Origin of the sequence: Schumannella soli, assembly GCF_006517435.1 — a bacterium.
Taxonomy (GTDB): domain Bacteria; phylum Actinomycetota; class Actinomycetes; order Actinomycetales; family Microbacteriaceae; genus Schumannella; species Schumannella soli.
Genome location: NZ_VHQG01000002.1, coordinates 663,917 through 679,669 on the forward strand (window position 1 = coordinate 663,917; position 15,753 = coordinate 679,669).

General features: G+C 72.3%; 12 protein-coding genes and 1 pseudogene. 6 read left to right on the forward strand and 7 right to left on the reverse strand.

The window, feature by feature from the left end; all coding sequences use genetic code 11:
• Position 1: 1 nt before the first annotated feature.
• The 3 genes from guaB1 to FJ657_RS08815 all read left to right on the forward strand — a co-directional run bounded on the left by guaB1 (position 2) and on the right by FJ657_RS08815 (position 4,000).
• Positions 2-1,441: a GMP reductase gene (guaB1, locus tag FJ657_RS08805; RefSeq protein WP_141163292.1), complete on the forward strand. Its 1,440-nt coding sequence runs from the start codon at positions 2-4 to the stop codon at positions 1,439-1,441.
• Positions 1,442-1,571: 130 nt separating this feature from the next.
• Positions 1,572-2,966: a hemolysin family protein gene (locus FJ657_RS08810; protein WP_141163293.1), complete on the forward strand. Its 1,395-nt coding sequence runs from the start codon at positions 1,572-1,574 to the stop codon at positions 2,964-2,966.
• Entirely contained in the window at positions 2,963-4,000 is a 1,038-nt protein-coding gene (locus tag FJ657_RS08815) for a hemolysin family protein (RefSeq protein WP_141163294.1), read from the forward strand. The genes FJ657_RS08810 and FJ657_RS08815 overlap by 4 nt, the downstream gene beginning before the upstream one ends.
• A gap of 113 nt (positions 4,001-4,113) precedes the next feature.
• Here the strand turns inward: FJ657_RS08815 and FJ657_RS08820 are convergent, their stop codons facing one another.
• Positions 4,114-5,199, reverse strand: a complete 1,086-nt coding sequence (locus FJ657_RS08820; RefSeq protein WP_141163295.1) for an NADH:flavin oxidoreductase/NADH oxidase — start codon at positions 5,197-5,199, stop codon at positions 4,114-4,116.
• Between the two features lie 75 nt (positions 5,200-5,274).
• On the reverse strand, positions 5,275-5,886 hold the full coding sequence (locus tag FJ657_RS08825) for an HAD-IA family hydrolase (RefSeq protein WP_141163296.1): 612 nt from the start codon (positions 5,884-5,886) through the stop codon (positions 5,275-5,277).
• Positions 5,887-5,936: 50 nt separating this feature from the next.
• Between FJ657_RS08825 and FJ657_RS08830 the strand changes: the two genes are divergently transcribed.
• The 3 genes from FJ657_RS08830 to FJ657_RS08840 all read left to right on the forward strand — a co-directional run bounded on the left by FJ657_RS08830 (position 5,937) and on the right by FJ657_RS08840 (position 9,477).
• A complete protein-coding gene (locus tag FJ657_RS08830; protein ID WP_141163297.1) occupies positions 5,937-6,755 on the forward strand; it encodes an ADP-dependent NAD(P)H-hydrate dehydratase in 819 nt (272 codons plus the stop codon).
• Positions 6,756-6,802: 47 nt separating this feature from the next.
• Positions 6,803-8,152 carry a hypothetical protein gene (locus FJ657_RS08835; protein ID WP_219995891.1) on the forward strand — a complete coding sequence of 450 codons (1,350 nt, stop codon included), beginning with the start codon at positions 6,803-6,805 and terminating at the stop codon, positions 8,150-8,152.
• A gap of 86 nt (positions 8,153-8,238) precedes the next feature.
• A complete protein-coding gene (locus FJ657_RS08840; protein ID WP_141163298.1) occupies positions 8,239-9,477 on the forward strand; it encodes an MFS transporter in 1,239 nt (412 codons plus the stop codon).
• A 102-nt stretch (positions 9,478-9,579) separates the two neighbouring features.
• Here the strand turns inward: FJ657_RS08840 and FJ657_RS08845 are convergent, their stop codons facing one another.
• The 5 genes and pseudogenes from FJ657_RS08845 to FJ657_RS08865 all read right to left on the reverse strand — a co-directional run.
• On the reverse strand, positions 9,580-10,251 hold the full coding sequence (locus tag FJ657_RS08845) for a response regulator transcription factor (protein ID WP_141163299.1): 672 nt from the start codon (positions 10,249-10,251) through the stop codon (positions 9,580-9,582).
• Positions 10,252-10,289: 38 nt separating this feature from the next.
• Entirely contained in the window at positions 10,290-11,582 is a 1,293-nt protein-coding gene (locus FJ657_RS08850; protein WP_255447231.1) for a hypothetical protein, read from the reverse strand.
• On the reverse strand, positions 11,579-12,739 hold the full coding sequence (locus FJ657_RS08855; RefSeq protein WP_255447309.1) for a sensor histidine kinase: 1,161 nt from the start codon (positions 12,737-12,739) through the stop codon (positions 11,579-11,581). The genes FJ657_RS08850 and FJ657_RS08855 overlap by 4 nt, the downstream gene beginning before the upstream one ends.
• 302 nt (positions 12,740-13,041) lie before the next feature.
• Positions 13,042-14,247, reverse strand: a complete 1,206-nt coding sequence (gene metX / locus FJ657_RS08860; RefSeq protein ID WP_141163301.1) for a homoserine O-acetyltransferase MetX — start codon at positions 14,245-14,247, stop codon at positions 13,042-13,044.
• 79 nt (positions 14,248-14,326) lie between these two features.
• Positions 14,327-15,664 (reverse strand): annotated as a pseudogene (locus tag FJ657_RS08865) (bifunctional o-acetylhomoserine/o-acetylserine sulfhydrylase); the annotation flags it as partial.
• Positions 15,665-15,753 lie beyond the last annotated feature (89 nt).

Genomic DNA, 15,753 nt, shown 5'->3' on the forward strand with positions numbered 1-15,753 from the left:
CATGCGGTTCGTGAGAGATCTGCCCGCCCATGACCTGACCTATTCGGACGTCTTCCTGGTGCCCAGCAGGTCGTCGGTGACGAGTCGACTGGATGTCGATCTCGCGCCCGACGACGGCACCGGCGCGACCATCCCGATCGTCGCGGCGAACATGAACTCGGTCACCGGCCCGCGGCTCGCGGCGTCGCTCGCCCGGCGCGGCGGGCTCGGCGTGCTGCCGCAGGACCTGCCGCTGCAGGATCTCGACGCGGCGATCCGCTGGGTCAAGCGGCAGCCGGTGCGCTGGGACACGGCGATCCGCCTGCACGAGGAGCAGACGGCCGCCGACGCGCGTGCCCAGGTGCCGACGCTGCCCGGCTACGGCGTCGTCGTCGAGGGCGACGACGGTCGCGAGGTCGGGGCGATCCCCGCCGATCGTCTCGCTCACACGCTGCCCGACGCCCGGCTCGGCGATCTCGTGCAGACCGATGTCGTCTCGCTCGACGCCGACGACATCGACTCCCCGCGCCGCGCTTTCGACCTGCTGGTGGATGCGGGCAGCGAGTTCGCGACGGTGCGCGAGCACGGCCGGGTGGTCGGCACGATCGGCCGCCGCAGCGCCCTGCGCAGCGCGCTCTACGCGCCGGCGCTGGACGCAGGCGGCCGCCTCCGCGTCGCCGCGGCGGTCGGGGTGAACGGCGACGTCGCGGCCAAGGCCCGCGCCCTCGTCGCGGCCGGAGTCGACGTGCTCGTGGTCGACACGGCGCACGGGCACCAGGAGCAGATGCTGCGGGCGCTGACGGCCGTGAGCGATCTGAAGCTCGGCATCCCGGTCGCGGCCGGCAACATCGTCACCGCCGACGGCGTGCGCGACCTCGTCGACGCCGGCGCCGACATCCTCAAGGTCGGCGTCGGACCGGGCGCCATGTGCACGACGCGAATGATGACCGCGGTCGGGCGGCCGCAGTTCTCGGCGGTTCTCGAGACGGCGGAGGCGGCCCGCGAGCTCGGCGCCGCGGTCTGGGCCGACGGGGGAGTGCGCTACCCGCGCGACGTGGCGCTCGCGCTGGCTGCCGGCGCGGCATCCGTCATGGTCGGCTCCTGGTTCGCGGGCACCGTGGAGGCGCCGGGCGAGCTCGAGACCGACGCCGACGGCCGCTCGTACAAGCAGAGCTGGGGCATGGCGTCGACGAAGGCCGTGCACGCCCGCTTCGGCCGACTCGACCCCTGGGAGCTCGCCCGCAAGGAGCTCTTCGCCGAAGGCATCTCGAGCTCGAAGATCTACCTCGACCCGCTGCGCCCGTCGCTCGAGGACCTGCTCGACATGATCACCTCCGGCGTGCGCAGCTCGTTCACCTACGCCGGAGCGACGAGTCTGGCCGAGTTCCGCGATCGGGCCGTGGTCGGTGTGCAGAGCGCGGCCGGCTACGAGGAGGGCAAGGCGCTGCCGGTCTCGTGGTGAGACGCGCCGCTATAGTTGCCGCAATCATGGACGACCCTCCATCTTCGCCCAGCCCCTCCTCCCACCATCCCGGCGCGCGCTCGAGCGCGCACCCTCGTCGTGCCGCGTCCGCTCCGGGCGGTGATCGCGCGTGACCTACGAGTGGATCCTCCTGATCGTCGGCGTGCTGCTGACCATCGGCACCGGCTTCTTCGTGGCGAGCGAGTTCTCGCTCGTCAACCTCGACCGCGCCGACCTCGAGCAGCGCCGCGACAAGGGCGAGGGGATGCTGAACCCGGTCATCGGGGCGCTCAAGGTCACCTCGACCCACCTCTCGAGCGCGCAGCTCGGCATCACGCTGACCACGCTGCTGACCGGCTTCACCCTCGAGCCGGCGTTCAGCCACTACCTCGAACCCGTCATCACCGCGATCGGCCTGCCGGAGCCGGCGGTCGCGCCGATCGCGACGGTCGTGGCGATCATCGTGGCGACGCTGCTCTCGATGATCCTCGGCGAGCTCGTGCCGAAGAACTTCGCCATCGCCGTGCCGCGCGCGACGGCCAAGATCGTGATCCCCTTCCAGGTGGGCTTCACGCTCGTCTTCAAGCCCTTCGTGGCGCTGCTCAACAACACGGCGAACGCGATCCTGCGCGGCATCGGCATCGAGCCGAAGGAGGAGCTGAGCTCCGCCCGCACCGCCGAGGAGCTGCGCAGCCTGCTGCGCCGCAGCGCCTCGGAGGGGGCGCTCGATCGCGAGACGGCGACGCTGCTGTCGCGCACCCTCGCCTTCTCCGAGCACTCGGCGTCCGACGCTATGACGCCGCGTCCGCGCGTCGCGAGCATCGACCGCACGCAGTCGGCGCAGGACGTCATCCGGCTCGCCCGCCGCACCGGCTACTCGCGCTTCCCGGTCATCGACGATGACATCGACGACGTCGTCGGCGTCGTGCACCTCAAGCAGGCCGTGAGCGTGCCGCGCGACCGGCGCGAGCAGGTGCCGGTGTCGGCGCTGCAGACCGAGGCCCTGCGCGTTCCCGAGACGATGGGTCTCGACTCGCTGCTCGGCGAGCTGCGGGGTCGCGGCTACCAGATGGCCGTCGTCATGGACGAATACGGGGGCACCGCGGGCGTCGTCACGCTCGAGGATCTGGTCGAGGAACTCGTCGGCGAGGTGTCGGACGAGCACGACCGCTCGCGCGCCGACGTGGTGCGCAGTCGCGGCTGGCTGACCTTCCCGGGCGCCCTGCGCCCCGACGAGCTGCAGGAGCGCGCCAGCGTGACCGTGCCCGAGGACGGCCCGTACGAGACCGTCGCCGGCTGGATCATGAGCGAGCTCGGCCGCCTGGCGCAGGTCGGCGACACGGTCGAGGTCGAGGCCGGCGTCTTCCGCGTCGAGCGGATGGACGGCCGGCGCATCGACCGGGTGCGCTTCACCCCGCGGGTGGATGAGGAGTCCGCCCCGGAGACGACCGGCACCACGGGCGGCACCGAGGGCGCAGGTCCGGCCGGCGCCGCGGGGTCGACTCCGAAGGGAGGCCGCGCATGAGCGACGTCCTGGGCATCGTGTGGCTGGCCATCCTGCTGCTCGTCAACGCCTTCTTCGTCGGCGCCGAGTTCGCCGTCATCTCCGCGCGCCGCTCCCAGATCGAGCCGCGCGCCGAGGCCGGCTCGCGCTCCGCCCGCACCGCGCTGTGGGCCATGGAGCACGCGACGCAGATGCTCGCGACGAGCCAGCTCGGCATCACCGTGTGCTCGCTGCTGATCCTCAACGTCTCCGAGCCCGCCATCCACCACCTGCTCGAGGTCCCGCTGGGGCTCACCCCGCTGCCCGAGGGCGTGATCACGACGGTCGCGTTCATCATCACGCTGACCGTGGTCTCGTTCCTGCACGTGGTCTTCGGCGAGATGGTGCCGAAGAACCTCTCCTTCTCGGTGCCCGACCGTGCCGTGCTGCTGCTCGCGCCGCCGCTGGTGTTCGTGTCGACCGTGTTCCGGCCGATCATCTGGCTGCTCAACGAGACGGCGAACGGCGTGCTGCGGCTGTTCCGCATCGAGCCCAAGAACGAGGCGGCGAGCGCCTTCACAGTGGATGAGGTGGCGACGATCGTCGCGACCTCCACCCGCGAGGGCCTGCTCAGCGACACCACCGGCGCGCTCAGCAACGCTTTCGAGTTCACGGAGAAGACCGTGCGCGACATCGCGGTGCAGATGCCGCAGCTCGTGACCCTGCCCGAGGACGCCTCGCCGGCGGATGTCGAGCGGGCCGTCGCGCAGCACGGCTTCAGCCGCTACGTGCTCGTCGACGAGGCGGGCGAGCCGACCGGCTATGTGCACCTCAAGGACGTCATCGACGTCGACGACGACGAATCGGAGGAGCCGGTGCCGCCGAAGCGCATCCGCCAGCTCGTCTCCGTCTACCGCGATGCGGAGCTCGAGGATGCGCTGACGATCATGCGCCGCTCGGGCCTGCACGTGGCGCGCGCCTTCGACGAGGAGGGCGCCACCCGCGGCGTCGTGTTCCTCGAGGACATCATCGAGGAGCTCGTCGGCGAGGTGCAGGACGCGACGCGGAGGCGCTAGCCGGAGCGGCGCGGCTTCGCGGGTCTGACGCGACGCGGAGGCGCTAGCCGATCGACGCCGAGGGGCCCCTCTCGCGGAAGCGAGCGGGGCCCTTCGCGGTGGTCAGCGCGCGCTCACCACGCGTGCGAGGTCTTCGCGCGCACGTACTGCGGCGGCCAGGGCGCGAGGTCGATGCCGAGCTCGTGGGCGGCGCGCAGCGGCCAGTGCGGGTCGCGGAGAGTCGCGCGGCCGAGCAGCACGGCGTCGGCGCGGCCCGATTCGACGACCTCGGCGGCCTCGCGCGGGGTGACGATCAGCCCGACCGCGGCGGTGGGGGCGCCCGCCTCGGCGACCTGCTCGGCGAGGCCGACCTGGTAGAGCGACCCGACCGGGATGCTGACCCCGCCGACGAGTCCGCCGCTCGAGATGTCGAAGAGATCGGCGCCGTCGTCGTGCACCCAGCGGGCGACCTCGACGGTCTGCTGCGCATCCCAGCCGCCGTCGGCCCAGTCGGTGGCGGAGAAGCGCACCAGCACGGGCACATCGTCACCCACCTCGGCGCGCACGGCGCGCACGATCTCGCGCAGCAGGCGAGCCCGGTTCTCGAGCGAGCCGCCGTAGGCGTCGTCGCGGTGGTTCGCGAGCGGCGAGAGGAACTGGTGCACCAGGTAGCCGTGCGCCGCGTGGATCTCGATCAGGTCGAAGCCCGCGTCGATCGCGCGGCGCGCCGCCGCCCGGAAGGCCTCGACCACGCCGGCGATCTCGTCGAGCTCGAGGGCGCGCGGTGCGGCGTAGCCGTCGAAGGCGACGGCCGAGGGGGCGACGGTGGTCCAGCCGCCCTGCTCGACGGGGACCGTGCCGCGTCCGTCGATGCCCCACTCGGGGAACACCGAGGCCTTCCGACCGGCGTGGGCGAGCTGGATGCCGCTGACGGCGCCCTGCGACCGCACGAAGTCGGTCACCCGACGCCACGCGGCGACCTGCTCCTCGTTCCAGATGCCCGTGTCGCGCGCCGAGATCCGCCCCTGCGGCACGACGGCCGAGGCCTCGGCGATCACGAGCCCGGCCCCGCCGCGCGCGAGGGAGCCCAGGTGCACGAGGTGCCAGTCGGTCGGCACGCCGTCTTCGGCGACGACGCTGTACTGGCACATCGGCGGGACCCAGACGCGGTTGCGGATCTCGAGCGAGCGCAGGTGGATCGGGTCGAAGAGCGTGGGCATGGATTCTCCTGGATGTCGGGGTCAGGACGACGGTGGTCGCGGGGCGCAGCGAGCCGCGCCGGCGCAGCGGGCGGGTCAGGTGAGCGCGAGCAGGAACGCGCGCAGGGAATCCGGGGTCGTGAACAGATGACCCGTGCCGCCGACCGCCTCGACGCCGGCGACGTTCTCGGCGCGGTCGTCGATCAGCACGAGCCGGTCGGTCGAGACGCCGAGCTCCGCGGCGACGAGGCGGAAGAGTCGCGCGTCGGGCTTGAGCAGCTCGTGCTCGGCGCTGACGAAAACGCGCTCGAGGCGCGAGCCGAGCGGAGAACCGCGATAGGGCGAGGCGAAGTCGTGCCCGGCGTTCGACAGCAGCGCGACCCGGGTGCCGCCCTGCAGCAGCTCGTCGACGAGCCGCACCGTGCCCGGCTCGACGGTCAGCCAGCCGCGCAGATCGGCCGACCAGAGCGCGTGGCGGGTCGCCAGGTCGAAGTCGCGGCCGACGCTCGCGCCGATGCGCGTCCAGAACTCGTCGACCGTGATCGCGCCCTGATCGAGCGGATGCCGCAGCCGCTGGTACTCGGGCCAGATCTCGGCGCTGCCGTTCGCGATCCGCTCGATGGCCCGGCGGTCGTCGTCGCTCGGCTCGAGCGAGATCACCCGACCGTAGTCGACGAGGATCACGCGGTCGGGGATCGAGATCGCCATGTCGTCACGCTACGGGGTCGACGCTCACCGCGGCTGGCTAGGGTGACCACGTGGATGTCCTGCACCAGCCCGCCGACGCCGCCCGCTGGATCGCGGTGCCCGGCGCCGCCGACGACAAGTACTCGCGCGGCGTGCTCGGCATCGTGACCGGCTCGACCCGCTACCCGGGCGCCGCCGTGCTCGGCGTCGAGGCGGCGATGCGCACGGGCGTCGGCATGATCCGCTACCTCGGTCCGGGGCGCGCCACCCGGCTCGTGCTGCAGCGCCGCCCCGAGGCGGTCACCGCGCCCGGCCGAGTGCAGGCGTGGCTGATCGGCTCGGGTCAGGATGCGTCCGACGTCGATCCGCAGCGCGAGGACCGCATCGCCCCCGCCCTCGCCTCGCCGGTGCCGACCGTGCTCGATGGCGGCGGCTTCGAGCTGCGCTCGCGGATCTCGGCGCCCGCGGTGCTGACGCCGCACGCGGGTGAGCTCGCGCGGCTCGTCGGCTCGACGCGCGCCGAGGTGGAGGCCGATCCGCGGGAGGCCGCCGTGGCCGCGGCTCGCGGGCTGAATGCGGTGGTGCTGCTCAAGGGCCACAGCACCTACGCCGCCGACCCGCACGGCCGGGTGCTCGTCGCGCGCTCGGCGCCCACCTGGACGGCCACCGCCGGCGCAGGCGACGCCCTCGCGGGCATCCTCGGGGCCCTCGTCGCCACCCACGCCGACGAGATCGCGGCCGACCCCGGCGTGCTCGTCGATCTCGCCGCCACCGCGGCCGTGCTGCACGGGCTCGCGGCGGCGCGCGCCTCGCACGGCGGCCCGCTGACGATCCTCGATCTCGCCGCGGAGCTCCCGGGCGCGATCGCGGCCCTGGTCGCGACGCGCTGAGCGCTCCCGCGGCGAGTGCCTCAGGATGGCCCGCCTAGGCTGAGCGGGTGACGTCGACCGCCGAAGCCCCCGTGTCGACGCTGCGCCGGCTGGCCGCGCATCCGCTGCCGCTCTGGATCGTCTTCGTGCTCGTGCACCTCGTCGTCGGCGCGTTCGCGCTCGGCGGTGCGAAGACCGGGTATCCGCTGGGCGACGTCGAGTGGGTCTACACGCTGTGGACCCGCGAGGGACTCGGCGGCGCCGGCTGGGTCGGCATCGACAAGCCCTTCGTCTACCCGCTGCTCGCGCTCGTGCCGATGCTGATCGCCCGCGTCGCGGGGGAGCAGAACTATGCGGCCGGGTGGCTGAGTCTGATCATGCTGCTCAACGCGGGAGCCTTCGCGATGCTGCTCGGCACCGGCACCGGCACCGGCACCGGCACCGGCACCGGCCGCGACCGGGTCCGCGCCGTCGCCGGATGGTGGTGGCTCGCGTTCCTGCTCGCGCTCGGCCCGATCGCCCTCGGCCGCATCGACTCGGTCACGGTGCCGCTGTCGCTCGCCGGTCTGCTGCTGCTCGCCGCGCATCCCCGGGTCGCCATCGTCGTGCTCACGCTCGCCGCATGGATGAAGGTGTGGCCCGCCGCGCTCGTCGGCGCGATCCTCGTCGCCGCCCCGCGGCGCCTTCGCACGATCGGGTATGCCGCGGGCACCTCGCTCGTGATCATCCTGATCGCCCTGATCCTCGGCTCCGGCGCGAACGTGCTGAGCTTCATCACCGAGCAGGGCGATCGCGGCCTGCAGGTCGAGGCGCCGGTCAGCACGTTCTGGATGTGGGATGCCGCCGCGCACCGCCCCGGCGGCTCGAGCCTCTACTACGACAACGACCTGCTGACCTACCAGCTGCGCGGGCCCGGGGTCGAGGTGGCGAGCGCCGTGATGACGCCGCTGCTCGTCGTGGTGGTGCTCGTCGTGCTCGCGGTCGCCGTGCTGGCGCTCCGCCGCGGCGCGACGACCGAGGCGGTGCTGCCGCCGCTCGCGCTCGCGGTGGTGATGGCGCTCATCTGCTTCCAGAAGGTCGGCTCGCCGCAGTTCGTCAGCTGGATCGCGGTGCCCGTCGCCTTCGGCCTCGTGGCGCGGGCCGCCGGCGGGCCGTCGTTCCGCGTGCCCGCGTTCGTGGCGCTCGCGATCGCGGGCCTCACGCAGGGCTTCTACCCCTACCTCTACGGCTGGTTCCTGGCGCTCGACCCGGCCCTGCTGCTCGTCTTCACGCTGCGCAACCTCCTCGACGTCGTCCTGCTCGGATGGGCCGTCGTGGCGCTGCTGCGGGCGCATCGCCGTTCGGCGCCCGCCCTGATGGGCTCGCCGGCCGGCGCCGATGCACTGGGGGCCGCGCCGACCTTCGGGTCACCGCGCTGACTGCGGGGCGCCCGCGCCACTAGACTCGTCCAGCTCGACGGCGAGCCGTCATCCACCACCGTCTCGTCCCGAATCGCAGGTCCTCGTTGCCCGGTCTGTCGCCCGCCCGCGTCCGTCTCGCTCTCCTCGCCCTCGCTCTCGGCGGCTTCGCCATCGGCGCGACCGAGTTCGTCGCCATGGGCGTGCTGCCCGAGATCGCGGCCGAGGTGCTGCCGGCGCTCAACCGCAGCCAGCCCGAGGAGGCGATCGCCCGCGCCGGCATCGTGATCTCGGCCTACGCGCTCGGCGTGGTCGTCGGCGCTCCCACGATCGCGGCCCTCGCCGCGAAGCTGCCGCGACGCGGACTGCTGCTCGGACTCGCGATCGCGTTCACGGTGGGGACCGTGCTCTCGGCCGCGGCGCCGACCTTCGAGACCCTGATCGCCGCGCGATTCCTGGCCGGGCTGCCGCACGGCGCCTACTTCGGCATCGCCTCGCTCGTCGCCGGTCAGCTGATGGGGCCTGGCAAGCGCGGCCGCGGCGTCGCCTTCGTGCTGAGCGGTCTCACGATCGCGAACGTCGTCGGCGTGCCCGCGATCACCTTCCTCGGCCAGCAGTTCGGCTGGCGGGTCTCGTACATCGTGGTGGCGGCCATCTTCGCGCTCACGGCCGTCGCCATCGCCGTGCTGGTGCCGGGCTCGCCCGGCGATCCGACGGCGACGCTGCGCCGCGAGCTCAAGGTCTTCACCCGCAGCCAGATCTGGCTGACGCTCGCGGCCGGTGCGATCGGCTTCGGCGGCTTCTTCGCCGTCTACAGCTATGTGACCAAGCTGACCACCGAGGTCACCGGGCTCGGCGCCGGCTTCGTGCCCTTCGCGCTCGCGACCCTCGGCATCGGCATGACGATCGGCAACGTGGCGGGCGGTCGTCTCGCCGATCACGGCGCCATGCGCGCGGTGCTGATCCTGCTGCCGTCGCTCGCCGTCGCCTGCGTGCTCGTCGCGCTGCTGTCGCTGTGGCCCGTCGGGCTGTTCGTCAGTCTGCTGCTCGTCGGCTTCGTCTGCGGTGGCGCCGGTCCGGCGGTGCAGACGCGCCTCATGGACGTGGCCGGCGAGGCGCAGACGCTCGCCGCCGCGCTCAACCACTCGGCGCTCAACATCGGCAACAGCATGGGCGCGGCACTGGGCGGCGCGGCGATCGCCGCGGGCCTGGGCTACACCTCGCCGGCCTGGGTCGGCGCGATCGTCGCCGCCCTCGGCCTGCTCTTCGCGCTCATCAGCTTCGCGCTGGAGCGGGCGCGCCCCGACACCATGACGCCGATCGCCGGGCTGAACCTGGCGGAGTAAGCGCCGTATCCGACCGGCCACGCCCGAACGCGCCGGGCCCCGTACGAACGGAGCCCCGGACGACTCTCGGTCGTCCGGGGCTCCGGTGCGTTCGGGTGCTGCTCAGAAGGTGCCGGTCGGCGAATCCTGGATGAGGATGCCGTCCTGGATGGCACGGCGTCGCAGGGCGACCTTGGTGCCCACGTCGATGCCGGCCACGCGGTACTTCTCGCGGATGCGCTTGAGGTAGCTCTTCGCTGTCTCCTCCGAGATGCCGAGCTTGTAGGCGACGGCCTTGACCGGCTCGCCGCCGCCGTAGAGCGCCATCACGCGACGCTCCTGAGCGCTGAGCTTCGGGGCGCCGCCGATGTCGGCCGCGTTGATCGCGAGGTCGAGCTCGGCCGAGATGAAGCTCTCGCCCTGCGCCGCCGCGCGGATCGCCTCGACGATCATCGACGCGTCCTCGCTCTTCACGAGGTAGCCGAGGGCGCCGGCCGCGAGGGCCTCACGCACCACGTTCGGCTCGGAGTAGGTGCTCATCAGCACGACGCGAACGCCCGTGGTCTTGAGCGTCGAGATCTTGAGCGCGACCGGGATGTTGTCCTTGAGGTCGAGGTCGAGCAGCACGACGTCGACGGGGAACTCGGGGTGCGTCAGCAGCTCGGGCCACGTCGTCACCGCCGCCACCATCTGGATGTCGTCGGCGGCGTTGCGGATCCACTCGGTCAGCGCGCCGAGCAGCATCCTGTGGTCGTCGACCAGCGCCAGCCGGATGCGCTCCGGGTAGTTGCTCACGATGTGTCCTTCCGTTCTCCGGCCCCTCCGACCGGATGTCAGTGCTCCGCCGGGTTGTCGACGAGACAGTCGATGTCGACGCGCAGGCTGGAATCCTGAGTGCTGTCAGAGTATCGCCCCACCCGCCCGAGGGCGTCCCAGATCGACGGATCCACACGATTGCGCGGAACTCCGGCGGAGGTGAGCACGATCGGCACCGAGATCTTTCCCGCGACGGCCGCCGCGGCGCCGCCGACGACGGGGCCGATCTCGATCGTCAGCGAGCGGGCCGCGGCCTTGGTGGTGTCGTTGACGAGCAGCCAGGCGGCGGAGAGCAGGCCGTCGCGCTGACCGGCGTCGAGCAGTCCGGCGAGGCCCGACTTGTCGATCAGGGTCACGGCGCGGCCGAGCAGCTCCGACTCGCTCACCGCGTGGTAGAGCCAGGTCTCGCGGCGGCCCTCGATGAGGTGCAGTCGCAGCTCGGTCGCGAGCGAGGCGGCGACGGAGGCGGAGCGCGGGCTCAGCGGCAGACGCGTGCGCCCCTCGGCGACGCCGTCGAGCAGCTCCTCGGCGGCGAGGTCGAGACGGGCGAGCTCCTCGGAGGCGAGCATGCCGACCGCGAAGCGGGGAGCCGACACGGTGCTCTGCACGAGCGAGCGATCCAGCTCGGTCTGCACCATCTCGCGGAACCCCTCCACGACGGCGATGCCGAACACCGCCGGAAGGACGGCCCCGGCGATCAGGTAGACCTGGTCGCCCCAGTTGTCGGCCGTGATCGGGGTGCCGAGGAAGATCGCGACCACGAGCACGGCCGCGAGAGCGGCGGTCGCCCAGATGACCTGGGCGCGGGCGCGGAGACCGACGACGAGCAGCATGCCCATGCCGGCGACGGCCGCCGCAGTGGCGTGCCCGCCGAGGTCGGAGAAGCTCCAGGTCGCCGTCAGATCGAGGGCCACGGCGGCGGCGAGTCCGGCGAGGAAGATCACGAACATCCAGGTCGGCAGGCGGTCGCCGACGACCCGCTCGGTCACGATGACCGCGGCGAAGGAGGCGAGCAGCACGATCCAGGCGAGCAGGGCGATGATCGGCTGCGGGTACGAAGCCCAGGAGCCGAGGAACTCGGTGAGCCCGTAGACGGAGCGCAGCCCGACGACGACGGCGGCGCCGAAGCCGAGGAAGGTCGTGCCGAGGCTCGCGCGGTGGGGTGAGCCGGGGCGCGTGAGCCGGCGAGCCGTGCCGACGACCGCGCGCCCGGCGCGCCCGACGACGATGCCGAGGGTGTTCTCCTCGGGGACGATGCTCTCGATGCCGCCCGCGCCCGCCGTCGACCCTCCGGTGCGCTTCATGCTCATCGCGGAACCTCCAGCACCACGGTCGTGCCCGCGCCCGGAGCGGAGAACAGCCGCGCGTTGCCGCCGACGTCGCGCAGGCGCGCCACGACCGACTCCGCGAAGCCGAGCTTCGCCTCGCTCACGTCGGCGATGTCGAATCCGACGCCCTGGTCGGTGACCATGGCGCGCACCGTCTTCTCGTCTTCGGTGATCGTCACGTGCGCCTGGGTGACGCCCGAGTGCCGGCGCACGTTCTCGAGGCACTCGGCCAGGGCGAGCAGGAAGGCGTCGAGGATGTGGCTGGGCAGCAGCAGCTGGCCGGTTCCGTGCCAGGTGACCTCGAGCCCCATCCGGCCGAATCGCGATTTCACCGACTCGAGCGTCGTGCCGAGCTCGGTCTGCTCGACGGGCGTCAGGTTGTAGACGCCGGCGCTGGCGGGAGCCGGAGTCGCCCCGAGGCGCAGCTGCCGCAGCAGCTTGGCGTCGCCCGCGGCCTGCTCGCGCAGGGCGTCTTCGCTGACGCCCACACCCGAATGGGCGAGCAGCGTCAGCGTGGCCAGCACGGTGTCGTGCAGCAGCCGCGCGCCCTGGCGGCGCTGCGCCTCGGTCTCGCTGGCCTGACGCTCGGCGCGGTGGGCGCGGCCGATGCTGGCGATGCGCCGTGACACGCGGGGGAGCCCGGCGCTGAGCCAGACGGCGATGAACGCGGCGACCGCCCAGCCGAGCACCACGGGACCGGCGAGCCGCAGCAGGAACACCTCGGTCGGGCCGAGCGATCCTGCGAAGACGAGCGTGGTGCCGCCGATCGCGACGAAGCTCACCAGGAGAAGGATGACCCGCCCGATCGACGAGGTCAGGGTCAGGGCGACGCTGGCGGTGGCGCCGGCGGCGAGAGCGGTCACGCCCGCGATCGCGGCGGCCGCGGGCGGATCCTCGCCGAGGGCGAGCACGGCGACGATCGCGCCGCCGCCGCCCAGCACGACCAGGATCGGCCAGGCGAGCGAGCGGCTCGCCCCGAGACGCCAGAGCCCGAGCAGCATGACGAGGAAGGGGACGGCGGCCACGGCGAGGGTCGTCGGCTCGATTCCGCCGACCAGGCAGAGCAGTGCGACGACCGCGAAACCGAGTCCGTAGATGCGCGCGATGCGCTGCAGCAGCCCGTCGCGTTCCCGCGTCATCAATTCCACGCCGGCGTTCCTCCTCTGTGCGCGAGCCTCATGTTCCCAGACTGTCCCCGTTTATGGGGGTGCCACGCGGTACGGACAAGCCGTTAGCGTTGCTCACGGAAAGAGGGGGCCGATCTCACGAGATCGGAAGCCACGTTCTTAGGACCGGCGTCGACATTCCGCATCGGGGGATGCGCGTCGACACGCATCGGGGGATGCGCGTCCGGTCCGAGGTCTCGCATCGGGGGATGCGGACCTCGGGGGAAACACAGGGACCGCATCGGGGGATGCGGTCCCTTCCTCGTTCCCGGGAGCTATCCGCGCAGCAGTCGCGTGATCTCGGCGCCCACCTCGGCGAACTCGATCAGGAACGCGTCGTGCCCGTAGGGCGAGCTCAGCACGACCGGCACGTCGCCGTCGATGTTGCCGGGCACATGGCGTGCGATGACCTCCTGGCCGCTGACCGGGAACAGCCGATCGCTGTCGACGCCGAGCACGAGCGTGCGGGCCGTCACCCGGGAGAGCGCGGCCGCGACCCCGCCGCGATCGCGGCCGACGTCGTGCGAGTTCATCGCATCCACCAGCACCAGGTAGCTGTTGGCGTCGAAGCGGCGCGTGAACTTGTTGCCGTGGAAGCCGAGGTAGCTCTCGACCGCGAACACGCCGCCGCCGCCGAGCGGATTGAGCCCCGACTGCCAGCTGCGCTCGAAGCGGTCGTCGAGCTCGGTGGGCGAGCGGTAGTTGAGCAGCGCCATCCGCCGGGCGAGAGCGAGACCGTGGTGCGGGCCGCTGCCGTCGTCGGCGTCGTAGTAGTCGCCGCCGGCGAAAGCCGGATCCATGCGGATCGCCTCGGACTGCACCGAGTTGAGCGCGATCTGGTCGGCGCCCGAGAGCGGGGGAGCGGCGAGCACGGCGAGTCGCTCCACGCGCTGCGGGTGCTCGATGGCCCACTCGAGGGCGTGCATGCCGCCCATCGACCCGCCGACGACGAGGGCCCAGCCGTCGAGGCCGAGCTCGTCGGCGAGGCGCACCTGCGCGGCGACCTGGTCGCGGATCGTCAGGTACGGGAACCGGGACCCCCACTCGCGGCCGTCGGGTGAGACCGTCGCCGGGCCCGTGGAGCCCTGGCAGCCGCCGAGCATGTTCGGCGCGACGATGAACCAGTCGGCCGGGTCGAGGGCGAGACCCTCGCCGACGACGCCCGACCACCATCCGGCGGTGGCGTGACCGGCTCCGGCGGCGCCGATCACGTGGCTGTCGCCGGTCAGCGCATGCAGCACGAGCACCGCGTTGCTGCGGTCGGCATTGAGCTCGCCCCAGCTCTCCCAGGCGATCGTGACGTGCGGCAGCGCGCCGCCGCGCTCGAGGTCGAGCGGGCCGATACCGGTGAAGCGGCGGTCGCCGGGGTCGTCCCCGTCGCGCCAGGCTCCGGAGGCCGGCGGGGCTCCGATGAGGGCCCGGCGGTTCGACTCGGTGACGAAGGCGGAGGGGACGGCGTCTTCGGGGGTCTGCCAGTCCACGTCTCCATCATCCCGGACGCGGAGGAGCCCGGCCGCCGTGTTACGACGACCGGGCTCCTGCCGATGATGCGGAGGCGGCTCAGGCCTCCGCGGCGGACTGCGCCGAGACCGCGCGGGCGGCGGCGAAGCCGGCCTCGAGGTCGGCCTTCAGGTCGTCGACGTTCTCGATGCCGACCGAGAGGCGCACGAGGCCGGGGGTGACGCCGGTCGTGAGCTGCTGCTCGGGGGTCAGCTGCGAGTGCGTGGTCGACGCCGGGTGGATGATGAGGCTGCGCACGTCGCCGATGTTGGCCAGGTGGCTGAACAGCTTGACGCTCTCGACCAGGGCGCGGCCCGCATCCACCCCGCCCTTCAGCTCGAAGCTGACGACCGCGCCGACGCCGAGCGGGGCGTACTTCTGCGCGGCGGCGTGCCACGGGCTCGACTCGAGGCCCGAGTAGTTGACGCTCGCAACGTCGGGGTGCTGCTCGAGCCACTCGGCGATCGACTGCGCGTTCGCGGTGTGGCGCTCGATGCGCAGGCTCAGCGTCTCGACACCCTGCAGCACGGTGAAGGCGCTGTCGGGCGACAGGGCGGCGCCGGTGTCGCGCAGCAGCTGCACGCGCGCCTTGATCACGTAGGCGATGCTGTCGCCGAGCACGGTCGTGTAGCTGGCGCCGTGGTACGAGGGGTCGGGCTCGGTGAGGCCGGGGAACTTGTCGACGTGCTGGCTCCACGCGAACGTGCCGCCGTCGACGATCACGCCGGCGATGACGGTGCCGTGACCGCCGAGGAACTTCGTGGCGGAGTGCACGACGATGTCGGCCCCGAACTCGAAGGGGCGGATGAGGTACGGCGTCGCGATCGTGTTGTCGACGATGAGCGGCACCTCGGCCTCGTGGGCGACCGCGGAGACGCCCTCGATGTCGAGCACGTTGATGCGCGGGTTGCCGATCGTCTCGGCGAAGAACGCCTTCGTGTTCGGGCGGACGGCCGCCTTCCACTCGTCGAGGTCGTCCTGGTTCTCGACGAAGGTGACCTCGATGCCGAGCTTGGCGAAGGTGTACTTGAAGAGGTTGTAGGTGCCGCCGTAGATCGACGACGACGAGACGATGTGGTCGCCCGCCTCCGCGATGTTCAGGATCGCGTAGTTGATCGCCGCGGAGCCGGAGGCGACCGCGAGCGCGGCCGTCCCGCCCTCGAGCGCGGCGATGCGCTGCTCGAGCACGTCCTGCGTGGGGTTGTTGATGCGCGTGTAGATGTTGCCGAACTCGGCGAGCGCGAACAGGTTCTTGGCGTGGTCGGCGCTGTTGAAGACGTAGGAGGTCGTCTTGTAGATCGGAGTCGCGCGGGCGTTGGTCACCGGGTCGGGCGCCGCGCCGGCGTGCACCTGACGGGTCTCGAACTGCCAGTCGCTCATGGTGTCCCCTGTTTCATCGTCGTGGGATGGACTCCGGTTCGGGTGCCCGGCTCGTCACGACACTAGGCAGGGGGTGCGCGTCGGTCAACGAGGGCCGACACGAGGCG

Coding starts and splice junctions, on each gene's coding strand:
- guaB1 (WP_141163292.1), top strand. CDS start 2: ATGCGGTTCGTGAGAGATCTGCCCGCCCATGACCTGACCTATTCGGAC.
- FJ657_RS08815 (WP_141163294.1), top strand. CDS start 2,963: ATGAGCGACGTCCTGGGCATCGTGTGGCTGGCCATCCTGCTGCTCGTC.
- FJ657_RS08820 (WP_141163295.1), bottom strand. CDS start 5,199: ATGCCCACGCTCTTCGACCCGATCCACCTGCGCTCGCTCGAGATCCGC.
- FJ657_RS08825 (WP_141163296.1), bottom strand. CDS start 5,886: ATGGCGATCTCGATCCCCGACCGCGTGATCCTCGTCGACTACGGTCGG.
- FJ657_RS08850 (WP_255447231.1), bottom strand. CDS start 11,582: ATGAGCATGAAGCGCACCGGAGGGTCGACGGCGGGCGCGGGCGGCATC.
- FJ657_RS08855 (WP_255447309.1), bottom strand. CDS start 12,739: ATGACGCGGGAACGCGACGGGCTGCTGCAGCGCATCGCGCGCATCTAC.